A 24125-nucleotide genomic window follows, 5' to 3' on the forward strand; every position below is an offset into this window, starting at 1 on the left:
AACGTGAAATGACTTCTGAGGTATTCACTGGGAAGTGTACTCAAGTAATACTCAAAGTACCTGTGTATAGGAGTGCAGGTGTGGAATACAAACCGTCACTGTACGTGATTCCGATGTGTTTTCAGGGCGATCTGATAGCGGGAGAGCTGGCCGTCGCCACCCTACTTTTCGTAATAATCGTAGGCTCTCTCTCGTTGATCTCCCTCCGGAACGCCATTCACGCCAGGGATAAGGGACGGGTCGTACTCCACATCGGGATGCTGACGTTCCTGGCGTCGTTCACGTACGCCGCGTTCCGAATGGTCCAGTCGTCCCTTTTCGTGCCAGCGGGACCACCGTCACCAAAGGCGGTCGCAGTACCCCCGACGATCGTGGGCGGCAGCGAGATCAACATGGTTTTCGTGGCGTCGTTGATCGGCCTCGGTTTGGTCGTGGTCGGGGCTATCGCGTCGATGACACGGCGCATTCGCGTGTAGTTCCCTCCCCCTCGCCCATCGTTAAGACTGACGTAACGTTAGGAGGGATGCCAATGACGAAGGTTTACTTCGTCGGCGCCGGTCCGGGCGACCCCGAGCTGATGACGTTGAAGGGTTTACGGGTGCTCCGACGTGCTGACCTCGTGATATACCCCGGTTCGCTAATTCCCCGTGAGTCCGTGGAAGAGTGGTGCCCGAACGCCGAGCTCGTTGACAGCCACGGCAAGACACTGGAGGAGCTGGTGGAGACTATGGTCGAAGCCGTGGAGGACGACCGTACCGTGGTACGGCTGGTTTCTGGGGACCCGTTCATCTACAGCTCACTGTACGAACAAGTCCTCGAACTCAGACGACGGGGAGTGAATTACGAGGTGATCCCCGGCGTGAGCTCCGTCAACGCCGCCGCGGCGGCGCTAGGCGAGGAGTTGACGAAACCTGGGATCAGCCAGACGGTGATACTCACCCGCCCGGCTGGGAGGACCGGGAAACCCGAAGGTGAGTCACTCTCAGAGCTCGCGAAGCACGGTTGCACGATGGTGATCTTCCTAGGAGCCGCTTACCTGGAGCGCATCGTGAAGTCGCTGCTCGAAGGCGAGTACGACGAAGATACTCCAGCTGCCGTCGTGTATAAGGCGTCCACACCCGAGGAGAAGGTGATCCTGGGTACGCTGGGAGACATCGCTGAGAAGGCGCGTGAAGAGGGTATTGACAGGACCGCCTTGATCATCGTGGGTGACGTCTTGAAGGAGGAAGGTGGGAGATCCCATCTGTACTCGGAAGAATACGCGAGGAGGGTGCGGGGATGACTGGGCTGGGATTCTCGCCGAAACGTCGTCTGGACCGAGTCGTGGTCTACGAGTTTCGAGATCTCCCGATGCTCGACGACGTTCTGGAGTTCTTCGAGATCTTGGATGTCGAGGTTGACGTCGAGAACAGGTTGGGGTTCGATTCCGACGCGGACGCGCTGGTGTACGTGTGTTCACCCGGGATCGCAGCCAGGGCGTTGAGACTGCGGGAGAAGGGTGAAGACCCAGTGGTAATGGTCGTGACGCCCACCAAAGAGGTGATGTGCCTCTCCGGCCACCACTGGGGCGGGGACGAGCTCTCCATAGCGCTGGCGGGATGGTTGGGCGGCCGTCGATCTGGTCTCACCACCGCGGAGGCGGAGTCCCGACCGTCGGCCGAGGACGTGCTGGACGTTATTGGGGTGGACCCACGCCGACACCGGGACGAGATCGTGGAAATCGTAGAGGCGTTAGAGCGTGGCGTCTGGATCGAGAAGTCGCCTCATCCGGGACTCGTCCGGTACCTGAAACTGCTGGGGGTCAAGGCGTGGAGCAGAGAAAAAGCGGGGCTCGTGGTGGACCCCGAGCGCGGTGAAATCGTGGAGTTACGGGGTGGTGATCGTGGGCAAGCTGTACGTGGTCGGTACGGGACCCGGAGATCCGGACCTGATGACGGTTAAGGCACGGAAAGTGCTACGGAACGTGGACGTGGTCGTGGGGTACCGGACGTACGTCGACCTCGTCGAGGAGATACTACCGGAAGACGTCGAGGTAAGGCGGTACGGCATGCGGGAGGAACTCGACCGGGCGCGGGAGGCCGTACGGCTGGCGGCCGATGGGTTCGAGGTGGCCCTCGTCAGCGGTGGGGACCCGGGCGTCTACGGGATGGCCGGCGTCGTCCTCCCGATCGCGGTCGAGGAAGGCGTCGAGGTCGAGGTCGTGCCCGGGGTCACGGCGGCCTGTGCGGCCTCCTCGCTACTCGGCGCGCCGCTCATGTTGGACTTCGCGGTCGTGAGCTTGAGCGACCACCTCGTACCGCTAGAGGAGATACTGGAGAGAGTCCGAGCGGCCCTCGAGGCCGACTTCGTTCTGATCGTGTATAACCCGAGCAGCTCCGAGCGTAGGCACGTCTTCGACGCGTTCGTCGACGTCCTAGAGGAGATAGTGGAGGGAGACAGGCCGGTAGGGGTAGTTCGAGACGCCTATCGCGAGGGACAGAGCGTTGATGTCGTACGAGTTCGCGAGCTGCGCGGTCTGGCCAACAGGATTGATATGCGGTCCATCCTGATCGTGGGGAGCTCTCGGACCCGGGTGATGGGAGATTGGTTGGTAACGGAGCGTGGTTATCCCTCGCGCACTGGTCGGAACTCCAGCGAGTAGTAAATCACACCGTCCTCACCGTCCTCACTGATACGGCGGAACACGGCTTCCACCGGCGTGCCTACGTCGATTTCACCGGGCTCGCAGTCCACGATCATCGCCGTGACCAGCGGCCCCTCTTCTAGTTTCACGACAGCCACGACGTAGGGTGCCTTGTCCTCGAAACCCTCAGGAGGTACGCGCACCACCGAGTACGTGTATACCTCGCCACGACCCGAGAGTTGTACCTCTTCCATCTCACCGTCGCTGCGGCAGTTGGGACAGACCACACGCGGTGGGAAGAACACCTCGCCGCAGTTCTTGCACCTCGTCCCGATCAACCGGTACCTGTTGTCGATGCTCCGCCAGAAGCGAGGTACGCCACCCATGACGGATTCCCCCTAATCGGCCCGCTCGAAGATATGGACGACCACGGTACCACCAGATCCTCCAACGTTGTGGGTGAGCCCGATCTCGGCGCCGTCGACCTGGCGTTTCCCGGCTTCGCCTCTCAGCTGTTCCACGATCTCGACCACCTGGGCGACACCCGACGCACCCACCGGATGTCCCTTCGCCTTCAGCCCGCCGCTCGGGTTCACCGCGACGTAGTCGGAGTCGATCTCGAACATCCCATCGTGATACGCCTCACCGGCCTCCCCCTTCTCGACGAAGCCTAAGTCCTCGACGGCTACGAGCTCCGCGATCGAGAAGCAGTCGTGCACCTCGGCCACGTCCACGTCCTCTGGCTCCACGCCCGCCTGCTTATACGCGGTCTTCGCGGCCTCGACCGTGGCCTTCAGCGTGGTGATGTCATCTCGGTCGTGCAGTGCTATGGAGTCCGAGGCCTGGGCCGTCGCGCGGACCACTATCGGCGTGTCCGTGAACTCCTTGGCCATCTCGAGCGGACAAACTATCACGGCGGCGGCACCGTCCGACACCGGAGAACAATCGAGTAACCGGAGCGGGTCGGCGACGAGTGGGCTCTCGATCACCTGCTCGACCGTGATCTCGAACTGGAACTGGGCCTTCGGGTTCTTAGTGGCGTTACGATGGTTCTTCACCGGTGGAAGCGCCAGGTGTTCCCGAGTGGTTCCGTACTCGTACATGTGTCTCCTGGCTATCATCGCGTAAAGGGATGGGAACGTGATCCCGTGGAACGCCTCCCATTCCTGGTCAGACGCAGTGGCTAACGTCGCGGTCGCCTCCTCCGTGGTCACGTCTGTCATCTTCTCGACGCCACCGGCCAGCACGATGTCGTACATCCCGGAAGCTACTGCGAGGATCGCTTGACGCACGGCCAGACCGCCGGATGCGCACGCCGCCTCGACCCGTGTGCACGGGATAGGCGTCAGACCTGACCGATCCGCGATCAACGAGGCTACGTGCTCCTGGTCGATGAAGCGGCCTGCGCTCATGTTCCCGACGTACATCGCTTCGATCTCGTCTCCTCCCATACCCGCGTCCTCGAGAGCCTCCAACCCGGCTTCCACAAACAGGTCGTCGAAGGACCGCTCCCACAGTTCTCCGAACCTCGTCATACCCACGCCGACGATGGCTACGTCCCGACGGAGCACGTACACCATCCCCTCAGAACTTGAGCTTCCTCTTCATCTTCGCGTACTCTCCGTACGTCACGTACACGCGGTCCTCTAGGTACTCCTCCAGCAGCGGGGCTTTCTCCCGGACCTCTTCGATACGTTCAGTCACGACGAAGCTGAACGCGTCGCTACCCGCACCCGAACCGTACGACACGACCAGGATGCGATCACCCGGCTCGGCGCGGTCCAGTGCCGCCGTGAACCCGAGCAGCGACGATCCAGAGTACGTGTTACCCACGCGGTCTACGACGATGGTCGGTTCGACTTGCTCGGGATCAAATCCTAGACTACGTGCGACCTTCCTCGGGAACTTACCGTTTGGCTGATGGAACACAGCGTAGTCGAAGTCCTCTGGGCTCAGGTCGAGCTCCTCCATCAGTCCGCGGGCGGCTCCGATGATATGCTTGAAGTACGCCGGGGCACCGGTGAACCTCCCACCGTGACGTGGGTAGGGCTGTCCTTCGCGGCGCCAGAAGTCCGGGGTGTCCGTGGTGTACGAGTAGGTGCCTTCCATCTCGGCGATGAGCTTCTTCTTCCCGATCACGAACGCGGCTCCGCCGGCCGCCGCAGTGTACTCTAGCGGGTCTCCCGGAGCCCCCTGAGCCGTGTCCGCGCCGATGGCGAGCCCGTACTTGATCATACTCGAAGCCACGAGACCCGCACACGTCTGGATGGCCGCAGTTCCGGCCTTGCACGCGAACTCGTAGTCGGCCGCCGTGAGATCGGGTGTTGCCCCGATTGCAGCTGCGACGATAGTGGCGGTGGGCTTGACGGCGTAAGGTGGTGACTCCGACCCCACGTATATCGCACCGATGTCTTTAGGGTCTATCCCTGCCCGCGCTACGGCGTTCTTCGCGGCTTCAACGGCAATCGTGGCGGAATCTTCGGTCTCCGATGGGACGCTCTTCTCCTCGATCATTAGCCCTGACTTGATGGAATCTACGTCATCTCCCCAAACGGCCGCGATCTCCTCCACCTTAATCCGATACCTTGGAACGTAGGCACCGTACCCGACGATCCCGACGCGCTCCGAAGGTATCAACCACGATCCCCCGACTGAACTTCGGTAAGTTCCTTAAGCCTTTTCGAGATCTTCGAAATGGACTCAGTAGTGGTGGCGAGGTTGATACCTTCCACCTCCGCGATCTTGATACCGATGTCATCCACCTCGCTTTTATCAATACCATGTAGTATCACCGCGCTCGGTTTCACCCCAGCAGCCTTTATGGCCACCATCGGGGAGCGCCCTCGGTCGATCCTCGTGAACACCAACACCCTGTTCGGGCACTCCCCGTACACCCGAATTAGGGACCGTGCTGGGACCTCCAGTATCGTCTTCACGCTGTCGATCACGGTATACCCGAACACATCCACGTTACCGTGGTGGACCACGGGCTCCGCCTCGATCGCTTCATAGACCTCTTCGAGTTTTCTCGGGTAGGGGAACTCACCGATGCCGACTAAGGTGACCAGTAACTCTTCGCTGAACAGAACGTTCTCGAGCGCGGAAACGATGTTACCGCCACGCTCCTCATCGATCTCTATAAGTGATTCCACGAACTTTCGCACTGTATCGACCCGAGGGGATTTAGTCTTCCCAGTTTCGTACTCGCTGATAACCGAAGGCGACACACCCATCCGCCTAGCGACCTCGACCTGTGAAGCGTGGAACACCTTTCGCCACTTCCTCATCACCTTCCCCGGGTGTTCCGACGCGGCGATGTCGCCGACGATCCTTTTTAGCACGAGGTTCCTCGGCAACGGGATCACTCCCCGTGGGTGATTTCAAGTGCTCGACGGAGGGATGACGCTGTTAGTGCTCATCGCCATGGCACTGTTCAAGGAGAGGAAGAAGCGGCCGCAAAAGGTCTCTGTGGTGATCCCGGCGTACAACGAAGAGAAGACGGTAGCCCGAGTCGTTCGGGCTGCGAAGGAATGCGATCTGGTCAACGAGGTAATAGTTGTAGATGACGGTAGTGAGGATAGGACCGCGGAAGAAGCCGAAGCCGCCGGTGCCATCGTGATCTCGCACTCGGTAAACCGTGGCAAGGGAGAAGCCATGAAAACCGGGTTAAAACATGCTTCCGGGGAGATCGTGGCCTTCGTGGACGCCGACATCAAGAACATTCGACCCGAAATGATCGAGAAAATGATCCGGCCAGTACTCGAGGGGGAGGCGGACCTCGTCAAGACCAAGTTCAAGCGCAAGGCAGGCAGGGTCACGCTCCTAACCGCTAAACCATTGCTGAGGTTCTTCTTCCCAGAGATCGCGCACTTAGAGCAACCGCTCAGCGGGCAGATCTGCGCCCGTAGGAAGCTACTCGAGCGCGTCGACTTCGAGCCGGATTACGGTGTGGATATCGGCATAATCCTCGACGCCGTAGCTCTCGGTGCTAGGATTGAGGAGGTGGACATAGGTGAGATCAAGCACGAGATGCAACCCTTAGAACGACTCCATCGGATGGCCTTACAGGTCGTCCGGACGATCCTGGATCGGGCCCACAAGTACGGTCGTGTGGTCCTCAGATGGAACGTCGGTAAAGCGCTCAACCGCGTGAACTTGGGCGTGTCCCTACTCGCCCTAGCCCTCGCCACCCTGTTCTACACGGAGCTCCCGTTAGCGAGCGTACTGGCGCTGGGGATCCTAGGGATGGGAATCGCGCTATTCTCCCTGGCCCAACTCGTCTACGAGCTCCTCCGCGTCGAGGGTAAGAAGCGGCGTGTCCTCCGCCCGTTCCTCCACATGCACGCTTCCGTTATCATGTCATTGTCGGTCGTCGCCGTGCTCGTCGGTGCGATGTTCTCGTCGATACAGATCGCCCACGACCGTGTCGAGGTCAACCCACTACCCAGGAAGGTCGTCTGGGGAGAACGGGAGGTTAAAGCCGAAGGTCCGTACGTGGTGCAGTACGGTCGTGAACTGAAGATGGGGAGAAACGTCCTCAAGGTGCTGGACCTGAAGCCCGACGATGTCCTCGTTTACCAACGCGGGGAGTACAGAGTCGAGAGCGCGGATCGTGATAACCTCCTCATGATCCCGACGGAACTGGCCCGACAGCTCGGAATCAAGCCGGGGAACGCCACAGATTCAGAGATACGGTTGGCGTTCCGGAACATCACGGTCAAGCGTAAGGTGGAGGGCCCTGACGTCAACATTCGAGTGACCGCGGTTCTGTCCGCGACCCCAGACCACGCCGAGGCCTTGGCGGTGTACGTGGACGGTAGGAAGGAGGCGTGGATTCCGGTGGCGACCAGGGGTGGATCCGTCTACGTGTACGTCTCTGGATACGGGCTGATAAAGTTGGAAAATCGGAGTATCGTCTATGTGAGCAACAGGGAAATCCTCCTGAAGCTCGAGGATACCGACACCGAGACGCTCCTTCTAGCCCCGGCTGAGCCGACACCCTTCGCGGTCATCGAGCTCAAGGTTCCGTCTGTTAGGGCAGTGGTCGAATGAAGGAGCTTCTCGCCGTCGAGCCGAGCCAGGACGCCGACCTCCGCGTGTGTCTCACGTACCCGAATGAGTACCGTGGTATGGCTTCCAACCTCGGATTTCACATCGTACACAAGATACTTGCCGGGATTCCCGGGGTTTCCGTGGAGCGTTCGTACGTGCCGACGGACGCTTACGAATCCATCGGCCCGAACCGCACCTTGGTGAGCCTGGAGACGGGTTCCCCACTGTCCGAGTTCGACGTTGTCGGTTTCTCGTTGCAGTTCGAGCTCGATTACCCCCACATGCTCGAAGCCCTGATCATGGGTGGGATTCCCCTCAGGCGCGAGGACCGAGATGAAAACGACCCGCTGGTGCTCGCCGGCGGTCCCTGTACGGTGAACCCTAGACCGCTGGAACCGTACGTCGACGTGTTCTACGTTGGGGAGGCGGAAGCAGGCCTGAAAGAGGGTATTGAAGCCATCCTGACAGCCCGCGATCGTCGCGACGCCCTGGAAGATGTGGCCGACCTCCCTGGTTTCTACGTTCCGGAGTACCCCGGCACCGTCGATCGAATGACGGTGAACGATCTCGGCGAAACAGATCCTCCGAAGATCACCTTCGCCCCGGAAGACACCGACCACGCCGGTCTCCGCGCGTACCCAGTGGAGTTGGGGAGGGGTTGTCCCTACCGATGCACGTTTTGCCTTGGAGGTTTCACCGCGGGACACATGCGCTACCGCCCAGTCGAGCAGATCCTAGAAGTACTCGAGGACGCCGAGAAGTCTCCCTACGACCGTGTGGCTATGATCTCCACTTCCCCGACGCTACATCCCGAGTTCGAGGAAATACTGGAAGAGTGCTTAGAGCGAAGATTCGAGATTTCACTACCGTCCACCAGAATCAACGATCTGGATCCCGAGCTACTACCCGAACTTAGGGAAGCGGGGGTCAGAACACTCACGTTGGCTCCGGAATCGGGTTCTGAGAACGTCCTCAAGTTCCTGAACAAGCCCCTGGACCTGGATCACCTCCTCGAACTCGTGGAGAACGCTGGAAGACTAGGTATACGGGTGAAGCTATACTTCATCGTTGGGATTCCTGGGTTCTCCCCCGAAGAGGACACCGTGGCATCGGCTCGGCTGGCCCGCGAGTGCGCGAAACTCGCCGACGTCCGTGTTAGCGTCAACCCATTGATCCCCAAAGCCTACACACCGCTTCAATACTCTGAGATGCTGCCCGTACGGGAGATCAACCGCCGATATCGACTGTTCGAGCGGGAATTCGGAGGACGCGTATCGTTCGAGGATCCCGAGTTAGCTCGCGCACAGTGCCTGTTGTCCAGAGGGGACGTGGACGTCTCCCGGATCTTAGAGGAGGTACTGTGGAACGCCAGGAGTTCCGGGACGTGGGCACGAGCGATGAAAGCTCATCGTGTCTCGATATCGCCCGACCGACCACCCGGCGGTCCCGAAGACGTCCCCTACGACTTCGTCCGAGCGGGACCTGACCATGAGGAGTTATATCGGCTCTTCACGTCACTTCAGTGCGCTCCCATGAAATGAGTCACGAGACCTACCAGCCCTCCGATGGCAGCTGTCTCGCACCCGCGCAGGATGAGGTCCTTACCCCTCTCCTCACAGAGTCGACCTAGGTAAACCCCCAGTAGGAACAGGAAGGCTCCGGAAACGCATGTGCAGGCGATCACGCTCCACTTCTGGTCCTTGAGTATCAGCACCGGGAGGATCGGCACCATGGAGGATACGAAGCTGGATCCTCCATGGGAGACCACGCTAGTGTAGATCCGGATCCTGGCCAGGTCGTGCACGCGGGTGTGCTCCAGACCACCTCGTCTCATTATCATTTGACGTTCGAGTTCCCTGATCTCGCGCAGTTCCTCAATCTTTTCACCTAAATAAGACCCGAACCCATTGGAGAGGGCGAGTGCCACCGCCACGCTGAGCCCGGCGCTAGCTGCATCTTGTGCTGAACCACCACGGGCCACTACGCTGAGCACGGCACCCATACTCGCTAGTACACCGTCCATGGATCCTAACGCCATATAGCGCCCCGTCGCCAGGGCCTCCTTGAGTACCCTCTTCAACAACTCCTTCCTGTTCAACGGTGACTAGCCCTTAATCGTCTTGTGGGGTTTTTACCTCCTCGACGATCCGAGAGCCGGCTACTACCTCATCTATGCTGTGGATTGCGCCTCCCATGTCCTCGATCAGGTCCTTTATCCGCTCGAAGTCCAAATCCGGTCCCTCCACCGTAACCTTCACGTTCTCGACGTCGCGATCCACCTCGACCAGAACTATGTTAACGCCATCGACCCCCTCCAGTTTCGCCAGCGAGCGCGCCAGCTCCGTGGTATCGGGTTCCATCGGTTTCATAACGTCCAGTACCAACCTCCGGATCTTCGCCATGGGAGACCCCCTTCGGAAGGGTGATGGAGTTTGAGCACGTGGCACCCACGACCCGGACCCATCCCGGCAGCCATGTACACGCTTCGGGATCTTCTCGCAGATGCCGTGGTGCTCCACGGACCTAAAGGATGTTGCTTCCGGACCGCGCGACTGCTCGAGAAGGACGGCGTCCGGGTGTTCGTGACTGGGATGGAGGAGGACGACTTCGTGTTCGGAGCCCTGGAGAAGCTCGTCGAGCTCCTCGAGTACGTGGAGAAGCGTCTCGAACCGGAGCTGATCGGAGTCGTCGGAACGTGCGTCTCGTCCATCATCGGAGAGGACCTCGAGGCCGCCGTCGATGAGGCGAACACCGATGCGACTGTCGTCACCGTCGAGGTACACAACGGCATGGGGCCTAACACCGAAGGGGTCATTAGGACATTAGAGCGGGCCGCGGAGGCGGGGGTAATCCCAAAAGGGGAAGTGGAACGCCAGAAGAGACTGATGAGGGCGGCGGCCGAGCTCGAGCGTAAGCGTGGGATGGCCAGCCGGAAGTACCTCAAACCGTGGTCCGGACACGATCCGTCCGAGGTCGCCCGGGTGCTGCTATCCTACGAGGACGTACTCGCCATCCTCAACGCGAAGAAGGAGACCGCCTACATCTTCGCGGACCCTATCCTCGAACTCGGTAAACGTGGGGCTTGGGTCCTGGCCAACCTGTCCCCTGAAAGCGGTCTCCCTAAGGTACGGCGGGACGCGGAGGTTATCGGATCAATTTTTCGGGAGGAAGGGATCGAGTTCGAAGTCACCGGTTCCCTGGACGAATACGCGGTCACCGGCGAGCTCCTGGCCAAGAAGATCGAGGAGTTCGACCCCGATTCCGTGCTGATCACCGGGATACCCCACGCCGTCGCACCGGAGGAGCTCGACGTCGACGCCACGTTCGTCGCCGTCACCGACGGGCTTCGCGAAGCCTCCGCCCTACGAGAGCTGGGGTATGATTACGTCGTCGTCGAGGAGGAAGCCCACGCCCGGGTGCTGGGGCGGCGCGAGATCGTGCCGTCAGACCTCGGGGAGGCCATACGTCAGCTCAGCGCATAGTGTGACAGAGTCCCCAACATCAGGCATGAGCACTGTAGCACAGCGTAGTCGCGGAGAACACCGTGGCTCCCCACGGCCCTCAGCGCTATCAGGTTGGCCACAGAGGCTACCGGCGTCCCGTAGCCACCGACTGTCACACCGTGGAGCAGGTCCCTCCAGTCATACGTCATGGGTGTCACCAGCACGGTAGCCGGTACGTTGCTCACGACCTGAGACAGCAACACGGACCACACGAATGGATCGTCTATCCGCGGGTTCCAACTCAACGGCCCGATCACGCTCGGAACCAAGACCCCGACCGTCAGCATGCCGATCACGACCCAATCCACCTGCCGGACGGCATGCGGGCGGAGAACGGCGTAGCATCCGAAGACCGCGGGGAACCATAGGTACACCGGGACGTGGGCCAGTAGACAACCGGCCGCCGCGATCACCACCGTCACGTCCAGGACGTCCGGAGCCGGCCCGGAGCCCGACTCGATCCGCTCACCGTGGGCCCACGCGTACAGAAGACCGGGTATAAGGAGTGCCGCGCATACCGGCAGCTGCGTGACGAAGAAGTCCACGGGATCTATGTGATAATGCGAGTAGACGATGGCGTTCTGAGGGTTCCCGAGCGGCGTCAGGGCGCCGACCGAGTTGGCCGAGACCAAGCATGGCAGGACCACACGGTGAGGTCGGCTGGCACCCGGAGCCAGCAGCGACAGGACGGTGATGAGCGCGGCATCGTTCGTGAGCAACATGGACAACATCCCAGTAACTAGCATCACCCGCACGGTACCCGCTCTTTCCCCGAGTACCGCCCTCCTGACCCGATGGATCGCCCCCGTCCTGATCCACTCCGCGGTGACTGCCGACTGGACCGCTACGAACCCGACAGCGTTCAGATCCACCCACACCGACATGTCCTCGCCCCCGAAAATTTTAAGTAACGAGGGTTCGGGCGCGGCCGTGGACGAAGAGACGCCCCGGCGGTGTAGCCCGGTCAAGGGCCCGTGGGTGACCGCGGGCCCGCCGATATCATGCGGGACTTTCGAGGCCCGTCCGGGCCGGAGACATCCCGCGACCCGGGTTCAAATCCCGGCCGGGGCACCAAACCCTAAATCGTTACGAGAAAACTAACGATCGGGGAGCGCTCCTTGGAGAGATCTCTTCACATCAAAACCGTCCTCGGAGCCGTCGCTGGGGCGATATCGCTTTACATCACCTTGTTCCACCTAGCGGACGTAAACGGAGTCCTCAGAACCCTCCAACGGGCCGACGTTGCTTGGATCCTGACGGCGGGTGCGTGCGAGGTACTGTGGTTCGCGGCGTGCGTGGGGGGATGGAAGAAAACCTTCGAGCCGTTGGGAAGCAGCCCGCCTAGAAGACAACTCTTTCTTATATACTGCGTCAAACTGATGGTCAACAACCTGGTCTCCCTCGCCAGGGTACTCGGCGACGCCGTTCGGGTGTACTACGGAGTTCGGCTCGGATGGTCGGCCGCCACCGTCATCCCAACTATCGTGGCCGACATCGTGCTGGGCAACGCGGGCTACTTAGCGGTGATCCTGCTAGGATGCGTCGTAATATGGTGTTGCACCGAGGTTTCCCCGTACCTGATCGCGGCGAACGGTGTCGGAGCTGCGGCCGTGGTGGGGCTCTGGGCGCTGTTCGCGTCCGAACGCACGTGCCGCGAGGCCTACGAGAGCGTACGCGACCTCGTCGAAGCGCTCGTACGCCGCGTAGGGTACTCCGTGGGAACGGTCGATGAGCTCGTGGATTCCACGGTGCGGCTGTTTCGGTCCAAGGAAGCGCGATCGGCCCTAGTTCAGTACACCGTGGGATGGGCCGCCAGGGTGCTCCGGTTGTACTGCGTCACCTGGGCGGTCTGGCCCACGGCGTCCCCGTTGATACCGTTGGTCATGTCCATCGCGATCCGAGGGTCTGCCGTCGTTTCGGTCTCGCCGGGAGGGCTCGGTATCGTGGAGGGATTGACTACCGGAGTCCTTACCGTGTTGGGGGCGGACCCGAACCGGGTGATGGCGGCTCTACTCCTGGACCGGCTCTACTCGTTCGTGATACCCGTAACTTTGGGGGCTGTCAGCGTGCCCGTACTGGAAAGGCATGTCTGTCGGGGGTAAGATGGGTGGAACTCTACCACGAGGTGATCATGTTCAAGGATATCGCGGCGTTGGCTGACGTGCACGTGGGTGTGGAGATCGAGCTTCGTAAGCGTGGAATACGGGCCGTGAACCGTACAAAAGACCGCGTCGAGAAGCTTCGAAAGTACCTAGAGGTGTTGGACCCCTCGATCCTAGTGATAGTGGGTGACCTCAAGCACAACGTACCGTCCGCCAGTCGTATCGAGTTCCGGGGCGTCCCGAAAATCGTGGACGCCGCGCTCGAGATCGTGGACGAGGTAATCGTGGTCAAGGGGAACCACGACGGCCTGGTGGAAGAGCTCCTCCGAGATCAGCGTGGGGTTCGAGTGGTGGGCACCAGTGGGATACTTATCGACGGGTTCTACTTCCTCCACGGGCACGCGGAACCTGATCACGAGCTGCTCCCACGGTCCAACGTCCTGGTGTTCGGTCACGAACACCCGGTATCGGACGCTGTTCCCGGCGTATCTGTGAAAGTACTCGTCGAGCTGGAGCTCGACCTCGATGGACTCACTCGGGGTGAGGTCTCTGGACGGGCCCCGGGGTTCGTACTACCGGCGTTCGACGACCTGGTTGGTGGTACCGAGGTGACATCGGATGACCGGTTACTCCTCGCCCACCGGCGCGATGCTGTGATCGACGAGTCGTACCTCCCCATTCTGGAAGCCGAACCGTTCTGAGGGCTCACCCCAGGAAGTTCTCCTCATCGGCGTAGCCCTCGGGAGAGGGCGCGGACGATCACGGCCCGGTCGGCCCGGCTGCGGTCCTTTTTTAACGGTGTTCACGGTCCGCGACGGGGGTCGCGAAGATTGGCGAGGGTCCGGGTCGGAGTCCTGGGTGCCACTGGCATTGTAGGCCAGCGGTTCATCAGCTTGCTGGCCGACCATCCGTGGTTCGAGCTCGAGGCCGTGACGGCGTCGCCACGTTCCGCCGGGAAGACTTACGCAGAAGCCGCTAAGTGGTACTTGGAAGAGCCGATGCCGGAGGACGTGGCGGAGCTCACCGTATTGGAGACCGACCCGGAGGAGGTGGAGCGCGAAGCGGACGTAGACCTGGTGTTCTCCGCGTTACCGTCGGACGTGGCGCGCAACGTCGAGCCGGCGTTCGCGGAGGTGGGCTTCGCCGTCGCCAGTAACGCCAGCGCGTACCGCATGGAAGAGGACGTCCCCCTGGTGGTACCCGAGGTCAACCCTGATCACCTGGAACTCATCGACGTGCAGCAGGATGAGCGTGGTTGGAACGGCTTCATCGTGACGAACCCTAACTGTTCGACTATTCAGATGGTCCTGACCCTCAAGCCGCTGATGGACGAGTACGGGATCGAGAGCGTGGTAGTCTCAACGATGCAGGCGGTCTCCGGCGCCGGTTACGCGGGCGTACCGTCCATGGCCATCATCGACAACGTGATCCCATATATCGAGGGCGAGGAGGAGAAAATGGAAACCGAGACCCTTAAGATTCTGGGCGAGCTGGACGGAGACCGCGTCGAATTCGCGGATATCAAGGTCTCCGCGTCGTGTCACCGAGTGCCCGTGTTGGACGGTCACACCGAGGCTATCTTCGTAGCGACCGAAGAAGAGTCTGACCCGGAAGAGGCTGCGGAGATTCTGGCAGGGTTCCTGGGAGTCCCGCAGAAGAAGGATCTACCTAGCGCACCGGAGCGTCCCGTCGTGGTCATGGAGGAAGAAGACAGACCGCAGCCGAGATTCGACCGTGACGTCTACGGCGGTATGGCCGTGGTCGTCGGTAGGATCCGTAAGGACCCGGTATTCGGCGGCCTGAAGTACGTGTGCGTTAGTCACAACGCGGTGAGGGGCGCTGCTGGCGCTTCCGTGCTGAACGCCGAGCTCCTCGTCGAAGAAGGTTATCTGTAACCGACCAGACGCTCCGCTTTCTTCACGGCTTCCTTGGGTGATCCCGCCCCCTCGATCTCACCTCGCCTCGCTAGCTCCTCGGCCCACCCTCCCGATAACGTCAGGCCCACAACCGGCTTCCCCATCTTCTTGGCCAGGGAGATCTCGGAGAGCGTCCCCCATCCGCCCGCGACGGCGATTACGGCGTCTCCCGCCCTGACCACCAGAGCGTTCCGTGCCTCTCCCAGACCCGTCGGGATGACGTCGACGTATGGGTTGGCCTCGTCCCGCATCTCACCCGGTAAGATACCTACGGTGATACCCCCTCCTCCCGCGCTCCTCTGCATGCCGCCTCCATCACGCCTCCTCTTCCACCGCAGACCAGGACGTGGTTTCGTCGGGCGATCTCGCGGCCAAGTTCCTCAGCGAGATTCAGGACGTCCTCCGAGGCCCTTCCGCTACCGATCACCGAGATCTGCAACGAGGTCTTCCCCCGCGAAGGAGTTTTTGCGATGATGACGACCTCAGCTGGCGTAACAATCCACATCGGGGGCAGCCTCCGGCCAACCGGGTGTTCGTCATCAGTCGTGGAGTCCCGGGATCGGTCCCGGGACCCCAAGTCATCCGTACGATCTCCTATCATCCGTTTCATCATCTCCCTGGCTCGGTCGGGGCGCAGCCACCCCATCCGGACGTCGGACCAAGCCGATATCGTCATCGCCGGGGGTGTTCCGAGCTGCTGGACGAGATCCTGGAGCGCGTGAGGGAAAGGGTAGAGGAGATCCGTGACCGCACGTTCACGCCGAGGGCGGGAGGAAGATCGCTGCGGAAGGCCCTTTCGGGCCCCGGTGTGGCAGTGATCGCCGAGGTGAAACCCGCCTCCCCCTCCCAGGGCAGGCTACGCGACGTGGACACGGAGGATGTCGTCGAGAGGGCACGTGCGTACGAGCGAGGTGGTGCGGCAGGTATCTCCGTGTTAACCGAGCCCGAGTTCTTCGACGGTCGGCCTAAGTACGTCGAGGTCGTCCGGGAAGTCGTGGATGTTCCGGTGCTTCGCAAGGACTTCATAATCGACCCGGTGCAGGTAGAGGAGAGCGCGCACTACGGGGCCGATGCCGTACTGATCATCGCCGCGGCCGTAGGTGGAGAGGCCCCTGAACTGATCGACCTTTCACACGAGCACGGTATGGAGGTTCTACTGGAGATCGACCGTCGGGAGCACTTCGAACTGCTAAGCGAGTGCGATCCCGACGTCGTAGGGGTGAACAACCGGGACCTCCGCACGCTCGAGGTGGATCTTAGTCGAACCTTCGACCTGGGTCCCGAGATTAAGGACCTCACGAACGCCCCCCTCGTCGCCGAATCCGGCGTTTCCGGACCTGAGGATGTCGTCCGGCTGGGCGAAGTAGTCGACGCGGTGTTGGTCGGTACGTACCTGATGCGGGCGTCCGACCCGAGTGAAGCGGTAAGAGAGCTCGTGGAAGCGGGGCGGTCGACGGAGTGATCGATCCGCACAAGCTGGCATGGTCGGTGGTTTTCGGTATCTCCAGAGGCCTCTACGTGTTCGCGGGGTCGTTCATCGCGGCGGCCCTGTACCGGTACGTTGCGGAGGAGCGGATAACGATGACAACGGCCATGTTCGTGGGACTCATCACCGCGGGATTCGCGTCGGGTCCGCAGAAGTTGGCCGCGCTGGCCATCAGCCAGCCTAACGTCGAGGTGCTCTCCTGGACGGTCGCGGCCCTGTTCGCGATACCCGCCAGGACCTACGGAGACGCACTGGGTAAGCGACTACTAGAGGCGCGGTTGTCCTCGATGAAACCCACGACCAAAGTGTACCGGCTTCCCGAGGATCCAGACAATATCGAAGACGTCCCTGGGGAACCTCCAGCGCCTCGAGAGGTGAAGAAGCGGATCGCGGGACGTGAGTACGAGTTTCCGCGGGGAACCTCCCGGGAGGACGTGGAGCGGGTGATCAAGCGGGACTTAGAGGAAGAGGGGGGCGTGGGACGAGCGGTGGTGCGTGTCGACGGTGACGAGGTCAAGGTGAGGCTCGCCGGCGCGAAGCCACCAGTCTCGCACACCCTTCCCCCGGATAAGGTCGCCGTCTCGGTAAAACCCAAGGGTGGGTCGGCTCACATCGGTGAGGGGGACAAAGTGATAGTGTACGCCGACGGTCAAATGATCTGCGAGGCGGAGGTCTGGAAGCGGTCCAAGAGTGGCGTCGTCTTGGTCGTGGATCGGGATCACGCGGACGAGCTCATGCGCCTAGTTACCAAGGGTAAGGACGTGTCCCTTGTGGTGGAACCGACTGAGGAATGACTGTGCCCCGTGGTTAGCCAGACCGGTCATCCGTCGCCTTCCGGTCGTCACCCGTCCCGGTCCCAGCCTCGGCCACGGGGCTCATCGGCGGCCCCTACTCCCCCTCATCGGGTGTGCCACCCTCAGGTTTTCGGGGCCGTCCTCTGGCAGAGGCCATGGGCGTTCGAGAGTTAACCCTTTCGATCAGAAGGGTTCCAGATCGGGGTAGTAATCCCTGAACCTCCGGAGGGCCTCCTCGGTCGCCTCAGGGAAACGTCGACGTAGCTCCTTCACGAACTCTCCGCGTGTTCTTCCAGGGATCAGTCCCAATATCTCGGAGACGACACTCAACGCCCGATCCGATGGCTCCCTGGGTACCTCTAGGGTGAGCGTGAGCACGTCCCCGAGGACGCGCTTGTGTTTGCGTGGGACGGAACCTAGGAGTATCCCGGCGCCGAAGTCGACTAAGCCGGGGACCCCACTACTCCGTCGCTCCGCAGTCAGCTTCCCGTAAGACTCTGGTCGGTAGCAGTGGAACTCCACGTAAGCGTCGAACGGTCGAAGGTTCTCGACGACCCGTCGCCAACGCGCACCGACTTCGGAACGGTGGAACGACGGATCCACCGTACTCACGTAAGGTCCGTTCTTGAACACCCTAGAGGTCCGGAATCCATCGGGTAATACCCTGCGAACTACAGGCTCGAGGGCACGACCTTCATCCCCGTGGACCCCGTACACGGCTACTGGTCTGCGGATGGGGTGATCGTTTGCGCTCATGGTTTCCCCACGCCCCGACGGTATCCGTTCCGGAGGTAGGACCGGAGGAGGTTCTGTCGTACCGTGATGAAATCAGGACCAGGGTCAGGTCCTACGCGTTCGGGCTCGACGACTGGATGGCGAAGGTGAAGACGCGCCGCGCTTACCTGCGCAAGATCAGGGACGAGGATGAGTCGGAGGTTTTACGCGTGTACGGAGCTCTCCTAACCGTAGCGGCCGCCGGACCGCGCCCAGTCCGTCACCTGATAGCCGAAGGTGAGTCAGCGATGGCCGAGACAGCGCTCTACGACCTCCGTCGCGAGGACGGGTCCGCCATGTCCTACCCTGAGGAACGTGTCCTCAGTGATCTGTACCTGTGGGACGTACGGGTTCTCGAGCGCGACCTGGGCCTCTACGCGGTCCATTTCTCGTTTCCACTCATTCATCGGTCCCCCGAGGGGCAGAAGTTGAAGGTGTTGGTGTGGGAACGCGCCCCGTTGGAGAAGGTTCTGAAGGAGGTTAGGTCGAACAGGGTCCTCGGTGTGAGAGTCCTCGATCCCGCAGGGTGGAACGACGTCTGGATATGCACGCGATGCGGGGCCACGAGGCGGGGAGGAACGGGGGACTTGGAGCAGGATCACGCCCGCAGGTGCTCCAACTGCCGTGGGCGAATGCGGAGACCGGACCCCAACTTACTCGAGATGCTCAAGGAACCGGAAGGATACCTGATCATGCATTTCAAGACACTGGCACGGACATTCCGCGAGGATGTCCGCCGGTTAGTGATCTCCGACATCGAATCTCTGGGTGGCGTAGAGGCCGAGGAGCTGCGGGAATTCTGCCTCAAACTGTTCCCGAAGGTTCGGAAGCGCTTGGAGCGCGTTGAGAAGGGGGAGGGCGGCCGGTTTCCGCCGTGTATCCGGGAGCTCTTACGGAGGGCTCAAGAAGGGGAGAACTTGCCCCACGAGGCCCGCTTCGCACTGGCTGCCTTCCTAGTCAACGCGGGGTGGGACGTGGACCGCGTGGTGGAAGTGTTCTCGAACCTTCCGGACTTCGACGAAGAGCGTACCAGATATCAGGTTCGCCACATCGCGGGTGAAGTGGGTGGAGGCACACGGTATTTACCTCCGAATTGCGAGAAAATGAAGGCGTGGGGACTATGTCCCCGTGGGGATTGCGGTGTGAAGAACCCGCTCACGTATTATCGCCGACCTAAGGCCGACGATGGGTGAACCGTTATACGAACCGGGGGCACTCCAAGCTCGTCCGCCAACGTTTCGAGATTCTCTTCAACCTCCTTCACGCGGCTGCCATCCTTGCCGATCGCCCTGTGATGGTCGTCCACGTACACCGTGGCAGCCAAGTAACCAGTTCCCTTACCCCTGGGTCCTCTCACTATGACTTCGGCCACACCGCAATCATCGAATTCTTCCCGTAAGAACCGTCTGGTATACTCCTTCATCCACTTGAGCCTCGTGTCCCTCCTGGGCTTACTCCGGAGTTTTTTGAACCACTCACACTCCTCACACTCCAACTGATCGAGCGATGGACGAACGGGACCTCCGCACCGTGGACACCTCAGGGACACTTCAGTCCCCCTCCTTTAACTGCTTCCACAGTTTCCTAACCTTCTCTACTTCCTCCTCTTCAGGCTCCGTCTTTCTGAGCTTACGCTCGACTTTTGGCGGCTCCTTCTGGGCCTTTTCGGCCTTCTGTGCTTTATCACCCATCGACTGCTGGGAGAGCCGTCGCTCGAATTTCACCAATCCGTATCCCATTATGACTGCTATGGTCGCCAGCCCGACCGCCGTCACCAGCGCGTAGTACCTCAGTTCACGCAGCGATCTAGTAAGTCCCTGCAGACCCGCCTTGTGGGCGTGTTTCCTTTCGGGTTTCTTTTTTTCCTTCTTCTTGGTTTCTTCGACTTTCTTTCCGGACTCGGCTTCCTGTACCTTACCGGTCGTGGATATGGATCGAGGCTGTGAGACGCCAGCATGACCGCCGCCCTCGCCGGTTATCGTCGTCGGCCCACTGGGCGTCGTAGACGGCTGGACTGTAGGGGTAGCCTGTCCAGTTCCCGTCGTGGTGCCCCCCTCCTGAGCTGTGACCGGGGCTATCAAGAGGGACGATATCACCAACACGACGATAACGGGGTGGATCACCCATCGCCCCCCTTCCACGCTTTCAAGATGTCCTCACCGGTCAGGAACGGAGCGCCATGCTCTCTCGCGACGTGCTCGGCTTTTTCACGCGGGAGGGCTCCTCCACCAGATTCCAACATCTCACATATGACCGCGACCTTAGGTTTTAACTCGACTAGTTCGAGTAACGCCGCGGTGAGCTCGGTATGCCCTCGACGCTCCTCTAAAAGCCCGTCGAAAGGGCGCAGCAGGTGCACATGTCCCGGAGACCTGAACTCCTCACCGAACTCACGTACTGGGTCTTCATGGTCGCGGGTGAAGAACTCCGCCAGCTTCCGTATAGTCAGAGCACGATCCTCGTCGGTAACCCCTGTAAATGTGTCTCGGTGGTTAACGGTAATCGAGAACGTGGAACGCTCATCGTACGGTATATCGTCGGGCCACGTGGCACGCAGTAGTGGATGATCCGACCGCCCGTAAACGTCCACCAGGAAGGGTAAGCGTATTTTCCGGGCGTGTTCCGGGTGTATTACAACGCAGATCAATCCACCCGCGACCTCCCGGAGTTCCGCGACGTGATCTGGCGTAACCTCAGGAGCCCAAAACACCATATCGGTTTCTCCTTCGCGGTCCTCTGAATCGAAAATGAACACGGGCTTTCCACGTCTCAACGCCCGCCGGACGGATTGCAAGTCAACTTCCTCACCAACTCCCAAATCGACGGTCCCCACACCTCGATCTTTACCGTGTCACCGTGGGTCACGTTGATCTCACGTCGTAGTTCAGTCTCGGATATAAACTCCACTTGATCCCGATGCTCCGTTAGGTCCGGAAAGACCAGCCATGCGGGCCTTCCGCCCACTAAACAGGGGTAAAGCCAAGCTCCTCCGTACTCACCGTGCGGTTCTATTCTATACCCGTACGAAGAAGCGAGCTCACGGAGCGACTCGCGCTCCTCACGCTCCACCCGGACGTTGAACGTTCCCGGGAACGGTCGTGTCCCGATCACCCTCTCGATTTCTCTCCGGTAGTACGGGATGCTGACGTAGCGACGGCCTTCACCCAACCCCTTCACGTACTCACCCACGACCACAGTCGGTCCCGTAGACATCTCGCCTCACCCTCTCTACGACCTCGTCTACGTCCGCCGACACTCCGTATTTTCGCTCAAAGAACGATACGAGATTCTTCACGTCTCGCTGGAGTGTCTCAAACGCCCCCGGCTCCTTCACTTTCACGGCCTCGGATAAGTCGATGATGTACGGCGTACCGTCGTCACCGACTAGGATGTTGAACGCGCTTAGATCACCGTGGACTAACTCGGCGTTCACGGCCAGCCGTACAACCTGGTTCAACAGATCTTCCAGTACCGACCTCGGATCATCCAGGTCCGGCGCCCGGTGTAGGGGTTCACCCGGGATGTACTCCATCACGATAAGGCCAGGACGTGCGTCGTAAGGCTCCGGTACCTTTACACCGGCTTCGTACGCGCGCCGCAATCGGGAGAACTCCCTCAGAGCGGCGTCCCCACGTCTGATCCTCCGCACCTCGCCGCCCTCCACCCGGTAGATTCTCTCCTCGTACCGCTCCTCGTACCCGGTGTGCGCACGGTACACCTTCAGGGCGACCTTCTCCCCGTCACGCTCCGCTAGCAGGACGTCCGCTTCCTTCCCCGTCATGATCGTTCCGAGGATACGATCTACTCCGGCGTACTCCGCCAGCGGATCGGGTTCCGGGATTCCACGTTCCTCGGGTTCTAACACCTCAGAAAGCGTGTCCTCGATGACCCCCAGGGTTTCCTCGGAGATTTTCCCCTTCTCCCTCTGTATCCGCAACGCCTCCAAGAATCGATTCGCGTCCTCTGGACTCACCTCCGCCCCCTCCAATGCCTCTAAGAACGGCTCGGGATCGTCTTTCTGCACCGTTTCTAGCAGTGCGCGTCCCAACTGCTCCAACTCCGTGGACCCCCTGCGGACGCCGGAGCCACGGAGAGGGGATCTCACTCCGTCAGATCGAGTCCTTCGAGCTCCCCGACGGTCTTTAGCACGTGCCTACGGGCCTCCTTGGGGGACTTCGGTTCTCGGATCACCTCACCCTCCTCCATGAACTTCCGCAGCAGCGGCTCACGTTCCGACCCGCACTCGGAACATGGGTTTGGTTCCTCATTCCTGGGGAGCACGACGTCGTCAAGGCAGTTCGGGCACCTCCAGACTTGCTTGGCTCCGGAGAGCTTCCCCCTCTTCGACCTCGGTTCTCCTTCGACCTCCACCAGGTCCATCGCAAAGTCCACCGCCGGAGCGTCCGAGATAGCCGTACCCACGCCGAACGCGTCGGCCCCGGCCTCCGCGAGCCGCCGGATCTCTTCCTCGTCCAGCCCGCCGGACACTACGATCTTAACGTGCTCGTGCCCGCGGAGGTCCAGCTCCCACCTGACCTCTCGTACTATTTCCGCCATGTCACCACGGCGAGATGATGGTGTGTCGAGCCTCACCCCGTAGAGCCTATCCCCCAGCTCTTCGACCGCCATCAGCGCCTCCTCTACCTCGTCGTACAGTGTGTCCACTAGGGCTATCCTGGGAACGTCCTCAGGTACGTGTTCGTCGAATGCACGCCACGCCTTTCGCTGATCCCCGAACACCAAGATGAAAGCGTGCGGCATAGTGCCCACGGGTCGCTCTCCGATCAACTCCGCCCCCTTGATCCCAGAAACACCATCGCATCCACCCACGAACGCTGCTCTGTCCACCATCGGGGCTATCGCAGGGTGCTGCCGACGAATCCCGAAGCTGTACACGGGTTTGCCACCTGCCGCGACCTTGCACCTAGCTGCTTTCGTGGCGATCCCGGTGGCTTTCGCCAAACATCCGATCAGTGCAGTTTCAAGCTCACAGAATTCAACGTAAGGCCCTTCGATCCTCATCACCGGCTGCTCGGGTCGAAACAACTCCCCTTCGTCCATCGCGTACACCGTCACGTCCCGACCCTCAAGTAGCGCCAGCGCTTCCTCGACGCCACACAGGACACCCCACTCCCAACCCTCAGGCAGTGATCGTGTAGAAATCTCGGCGACGACCTCGGTATCGTCTAAACCCTCCTCTTCCAGCACCTCCCTGATCCTCCTGAAGTACACGTCCGCGGTCTCGCCACGCCGTATCTCATCCTCTGCAGCTACGTGGAGACGCACCTTTCCAACCCCTTCGCGGATCGTTTCATAAGGATCGAAAATTTTATCCCTACACCGCAGCTGGAGGCCAGTTCCCGGACGTGCCTATGGTACGATATTGACGTGTATGGGGGCACCCACGGTGTCCAGAAGAGCTCTGATGCCATGCATCGGTATGTCACCTAACGGATTTGTTTCCCGAGTAGCGGTCGCAGAGCTATCCGAGGAGGAAGGAGTTCCGTCGATCTGTCCGCCAGCTACCGCCGCAGGTAAGAAGAAGTTCCTAGACCTTCTAAAACGCGTCGAAGTTTTAGTGATCGCTGGCTGTGACCATAACTGTCCCGAAAAAATATTGAAGGAGAAAGTAGGGAAGAGTCCGTCCGAAACTGTGTTCGTTTCCGAAGTATCGGAAAAAATTGGGGTGAATGCCGACAGTATGTACGAGCTCACGGAGTCGAACAGGAGACTGGCAGAAGAGGTCAAGAAAAAAGTTAAAGAACTCCTTTGAAGACCTGTCAGAGTAACCAGAACCTCACGACTTTACTCGCTGCCTACGGACGGTATAGTAAGTATGGTACAAACTAACTCCGACTTTAATTCCGACAATACC

Annotated in this window: 28 protein-coding genes, 1 tRNA gene and 1 pseudogene; 15 read left to right on the top strand and 15 right to left on the bottom strand. The window is 60.6% G+C overall.

Annotated elements, in window-relative coordinates:
- Positions 1-8 precede the first annotated feature (8 nt).
- Genes BW921_RS00100 through cobJ form a run of 4 tightly spaced genes read left to right on the top strand, consistent with a single transcriptional unit; the run spans position 9 to position 2641 of the window.
- On the top strand, positions 9-476 hold the full coding sequence (locus tag BW921_RS00100) for a hypothetical protein (protein WP_088336335.1): 468 nt from the start codon (positions 9-11) through the stop codon (positions 474-476).
- Between the two features lie 47 nt (positions 477-523).
- A complete protein-coding gene (gene cobM / locus BW921_RS00105) occupies positions 524-1282 on the top strand; it encodes a precorrin-4 C(11)-methyltransferase (protein ID WP_210400463.1) in 759 nt (252 codons plus the stop codon).
- A complete protein-coding gene (locus BW921_RS00110) occupies positions 1279-1941 on the top strand; it encodes a hypothetical protein (protein WP_148688061.1) in 663 nt (220 codons plus the stop codon). The genes cobM and BW921_RS00110 overlap by 4 nt, the downstream gene beginning before the upstream one ends.
- Complete coding sequence (gene cobJ / locus BW921_RS00115; protein WP_088336338.1) at positions 1883-2641, top strand: precorrin-3B C(17)-methyltransferase; 759 nt, start codon at positions 1883-1885, stop codon at positions 2639-2641. The genes BW921_RS00110 and cobJ overlap by 59 nt, the downstream gene beginning before the upstream one ends.
- On the opposite strand, the gene BW921_RS00120 is transcribed toward cobJ, so the two are convergent.
- Genes BW921_RS00120 through BW921_RS00135 form a run of 4 tightly spaced genes read right to left on the bottom strand, consistent with a single transcriptional unit; the run spans position 2605 to position 5979 of the window.
- A complete protein-coding gene (locus BW921_RS00120; protein WP_148688062.1) occupies positions 2605-3009 on the bottom strand; it encodes a Zn-ribbon domain-containing OB-fold protein in 405 nt (134 codons plus the stop codon). The genes cobJ and BW921_RS00120 overlap by 37 nt on opposite strands.
- A gap of 12 nt (positions 3010-3021) precedes the next feature.
- Positions 3022-4194 (bottom strand): thiolase domain-containing protein, encoded by a 1173-nt coding sequence (locus BW921_RS00125; RefSeq protein WP_394338947.1) that lies wholly within the window; start codon positions 4192-4194, stop codon positions 3022-3024.
- A gap of 13 nt (positions 4195-4207) precedes the next feature.
- Positions 4208-5260, bottom strand: coding sequence for a hydroxymethylglutaryl-CoA synthase (locus tag BW921_RS00130; protein ID WP_148688064.1), 1053 nt, complete (start codon positions 5258-5260; stop codon positions 4208-4210).
- Positions 5257-5979, bottom strand: coding sequence for a helix-turn-helix domain-containing protein (locus BW921_RS00135; RefSeq protein WP_148688065.1), 723 nt, complete (start codon positions 5977-5979; stop codon positions 5257-5259). The genes BW921_RS00130 and BW921_RS00135 overlap by 4 nt, the downstream gene beginning before the upstream one ends.
- Before the next feature lie 28 nt (positions 5980-6007).
- Between BW921_RS00135 and BW921_RS00140 the strand changes: the two genes are divergently transcribed.
- Complete coding sequence (locus BW921_RS00140) at positions 6008-7675, top strand: glycosyltransferase (protein ID WP_148688066.1); 1668 nt, start codon at positions 6008-6010, stop codon at positions 7673-7675.
- Positions 7672-9216 (top strand): radical SAM protein, encoded by a 1545-nt coding sequence (locus BW921_RS00145; protein WP_148688067.1) that lies wholly within the window; start codon positions 7672-7674, stop codon positions 9214-9216. The genes BW921_RS00140 and BW921_RS00145 overlap by 4 nt, the downstream gene beginning before the upstream one ends.
- On the opposite strand, the gene BW921_RS00150 is transcribed toward BW921_RS00145, so the two are convergent.
- Complete coding sequence (locus BW921_RS00150; protein ID WP_148688068.1) at positions 9195-9773, bottom strand: VIT1/CCC1 transporter family protein; 579 nt, start codon at positions 9771-9773, stop codon at positions 9195-9197. The two genes, BW921_RS00145 and BW921_RS00150, sit on opposite strands and share 22 nt — an antisense overlap.
- Positions 9774-9786: 13 nt before the next feature.
- On the bottom strand, positions 9787-10077 hold the full coding sequence (locus BW921_RS00155; protein WP_011019752.1) for a DUF211 domain-containing protein: 291 nt from the start codon (positions 10075-10077) through the stop codon (positions 9787-9789).
- Between the two features lie 30 nt (positions 10078-10107).
- Here BW921_RS00155 and cfbD point away from each other — a divergent pair, with 30 nt between their 5' ends.
- Positions 10108-11157: a Ni-sirohydrochlorin a,c-diamide reductive cyclase catalytic subunit gene (cfbD, locus tag BW921_RS00160; RefSeq protein ID WP_210400464.1), complete on the top strand. Its 1050-nt coding sequence runs from the start codon at positions 10108-10110 to the stop codon at positions 11155-11157.
- Here cfbD and BW921_RS00165 read toward each other — a convergent pair.
- A complete protein-coding gene (locus BW921_RS00165; RefSeq protein WP_257789224.1) occupies positions 11142-12080 on the bottom strand; it encodes an SLC13 family permease in 939 nt (312 codons plus the stop codon). The genes cfbD and BW921_RS00165 overlap by 16 nt on opposite strands.
- Before the next feature lie 42 nt (positions 12081-12122).
- Between BW921_RS00165 and BW921_RS00170 the strand changes: the two genes are divergently transcribed.
- From BW921_RS00170 to asd, 4 genes are all read left to right on the top strand, one after another.
- Positions 12123-12252, top strand: a tRNA-Glu gene (locus BW921_RS00170).
- Between the two features lie 44 nt (positions 12253-12296).
- Positions 12297-13280, top strand: a complete 984-nt coding sequence (locus BW921_RS00175; protein ID WP_168168582.1) for a YbhN family protein — start codon at positions 12297-12299, stop codon at positions 13278-13280.
- Between the two features lie 5 nt (positions 13281-13285).
- Entirely contained in the window at positions 13286-13981 is a 696-nt protein-coding gene (locus tag BW921_RS00180; protein ID WP_148688071.1) for a metallophosphoesterase, read from the top strand.
- Between the two features lie 129 nt (positions 13982-14110).
- On the top strand, positions 14111-15175 hold the full coding sequence (gene asd, locus BW921_RS00185) for an aspartate-semialdehyde dehydrogenase (protein ID WP_148688072.1): 1065 nt from the start codon (positions 14111-14113) through the stop codon (positions 15173-15175).
- On the opposite strand, the pseudogene BW921_RS00190 reads toward asd, so the two are convergent.
- Positions 15166-15635: pseudogene (locus BW921_RS00190) on the bottom strand (TIGR00725 family protein). The gene asd and the pseudogene BW921_RS00190 overlap by 10 nt on opposite strands.
- Before the next feature lie 90 nt (positions 15636-15725).
- On the opposite strand from BW921_RS00190, the gene BW921_RS00195 reads away from it, so the two are divergent.
- Together BW921_RS00195 and BW921_RS00200 are read left to right on the top strand one after the other, a co-directional pair.
- Positions 15726-16658, top strand: a complete 933-nt coding sequence (locus tag BW921_RS00195) for an indole-3-glycerol-phosphate synthase (protein WP_394338948.1) — start codon at positions 15726-15728, stop codon at positions 16656-16658.
- The gene (locus BW921_RS00200; RefSeq protein ID WP_088336354.1) at positions 16655-17476 is read left to right on the top strand and encodes a hypothetical protein; all 822 of its coding nucleotides are present in this window, start codon (positions 16655-16657) and stop codon (positions 17474-17476) included. Before BW921_RS00195 ends, BW921_RS00200 begins: the two co-directional genes overlap by 4 nt.
- 183 nt (positions 17477-17659) lie before the next feature.
- Here the strand turns inward: BW921_RS00200 and BW921_RS00205 are convergent, their stop codons facing one another.
- Positions 17660-18232: a DUF2119 domain-containing protein gene (locus tag BW921_RS00205; protein ID WP_148688074.1), complete on the bottom strand. Its 573-nt coding sequence runs from the start codon at positions 18230-18232 to the stop codon at positions 17660-17662.
- Here BW921_RS00205 and priL point away from each other — a divergent pair.
- Positions 18223-19443 (top strand): DNA primase regulatory subunit PriL, encoded by a 1221-nt coding sequence (gene priL / locus BW921_RS00210; RefSeq protein ID WP_168168584.1) that lies wholly within the window; start codon positions 18223-18225, stop codon positions 19441-19443. The two genes, BW921_RS00205 and priL, sit on opposite strands and share 10 nt — an antisense overlap.
- Here the strand turns inward: priL and BW921_RS00215 are convergent.
- The 6 genes from BW921_RS00215 to BW921_RS00240 are packed head-to-tail and all read right to left on the bottom strand — an operon-like array spanning position 19413 to position 23536.
- A complete protein-coding gene (locus BW921_RS00215; protein WP_088336357.1) occupies positions 19413-19799 on the bottom strand; it encodes a hypothetical protein in 387 nt (128 codons plus the stop codon). The genes priL and BW921_RS00215 overlap by 31 nt on opposite strands.
- A 1-nt stretch (position 19800) precedes the next feature.
- Positions 19801-20373, bottom strand: coding sequence for a hypothetical protein (locus BW921_RS00220; protein ID WP_148688076.1), 573 nt, complete (start codon positions 20371-20373; stop codon positions 19801-19803).
- Positions 20370-21068, bottom strand: a complete 699-nt coding sequence (gene ribB / locus BW921_RS00225; RefSeq protein ID WP_236953752.1) for a 3,4-dihydroxy-2-butanone-4-phosphate synthase — start codon at positions 21066-21068, stop codon at positions 20370-20372. The genes BW921_RS00220 and ribB overlap by 4 nt, the downstream gene beginning before the upstream one ends.
- Positions 21020-21463, bottom strand: a complete 444-nt coding sequence (locus BW921_RS00230; RefSeq protein WP_148688078.1) for a DUF120 domain-containing protein — start codon at positions 21461-21463, stop codon at positions 21020-21022. Before BW921_RS00230 ends, ribB begins: the two co-directional genes overlap by 49 nt.
- Entirely contained in the window at positions 21432-22307 is an 876-nt protein-coding gene (locus tag BW921_RS00235; RefSeq protein ID WP_148688079.1) for an RIO1 family regulatory kinase/ATPase, read from the bottom strand. The genes BW921_RS00230 and BW921_RS00235 overlap by 32 nt, the downstream gene beginning before the upstream one ends.
- A gap of 44 nt (positions 22308-22351) precedes the next feature.
- A complete protein-coding gene (locus tag BW921_RS00240; RefSeq protein WP_148688080.1) occupies positions 22352-23536 on the bottom strand; it encodes a nicotinate phosphoribosyltransferase in 1185 nt (394 codons plus the stop codon).
- Between the two features lie 121 nt (positions 23537-23657).
- Between BW921_RS00240 and BW921_RS00245 the strand changes: the two genes are divergently transcribed.
- Positions 23658-24023, top strand: coding sequence for a putative zinc-binding protein (locus BW921_RS00245; protein ID WP_168168585.1), 366 nt, complete (start codon positions 23658-23660; stop codon positions 24021-24023).
- The last annotated feature ends 102 nt before the right edge of the window (positions 24024-24125 follow it).

Origin of the sequence: Methanopyrus sp. SNP6 (genome assembly GCF_002201895.1) — an archaeon.
GTDB lineage: Archaea > JAADCQ01 > Methanopyri > Methanopyrales > Methanopyraceae > Methanopyrus.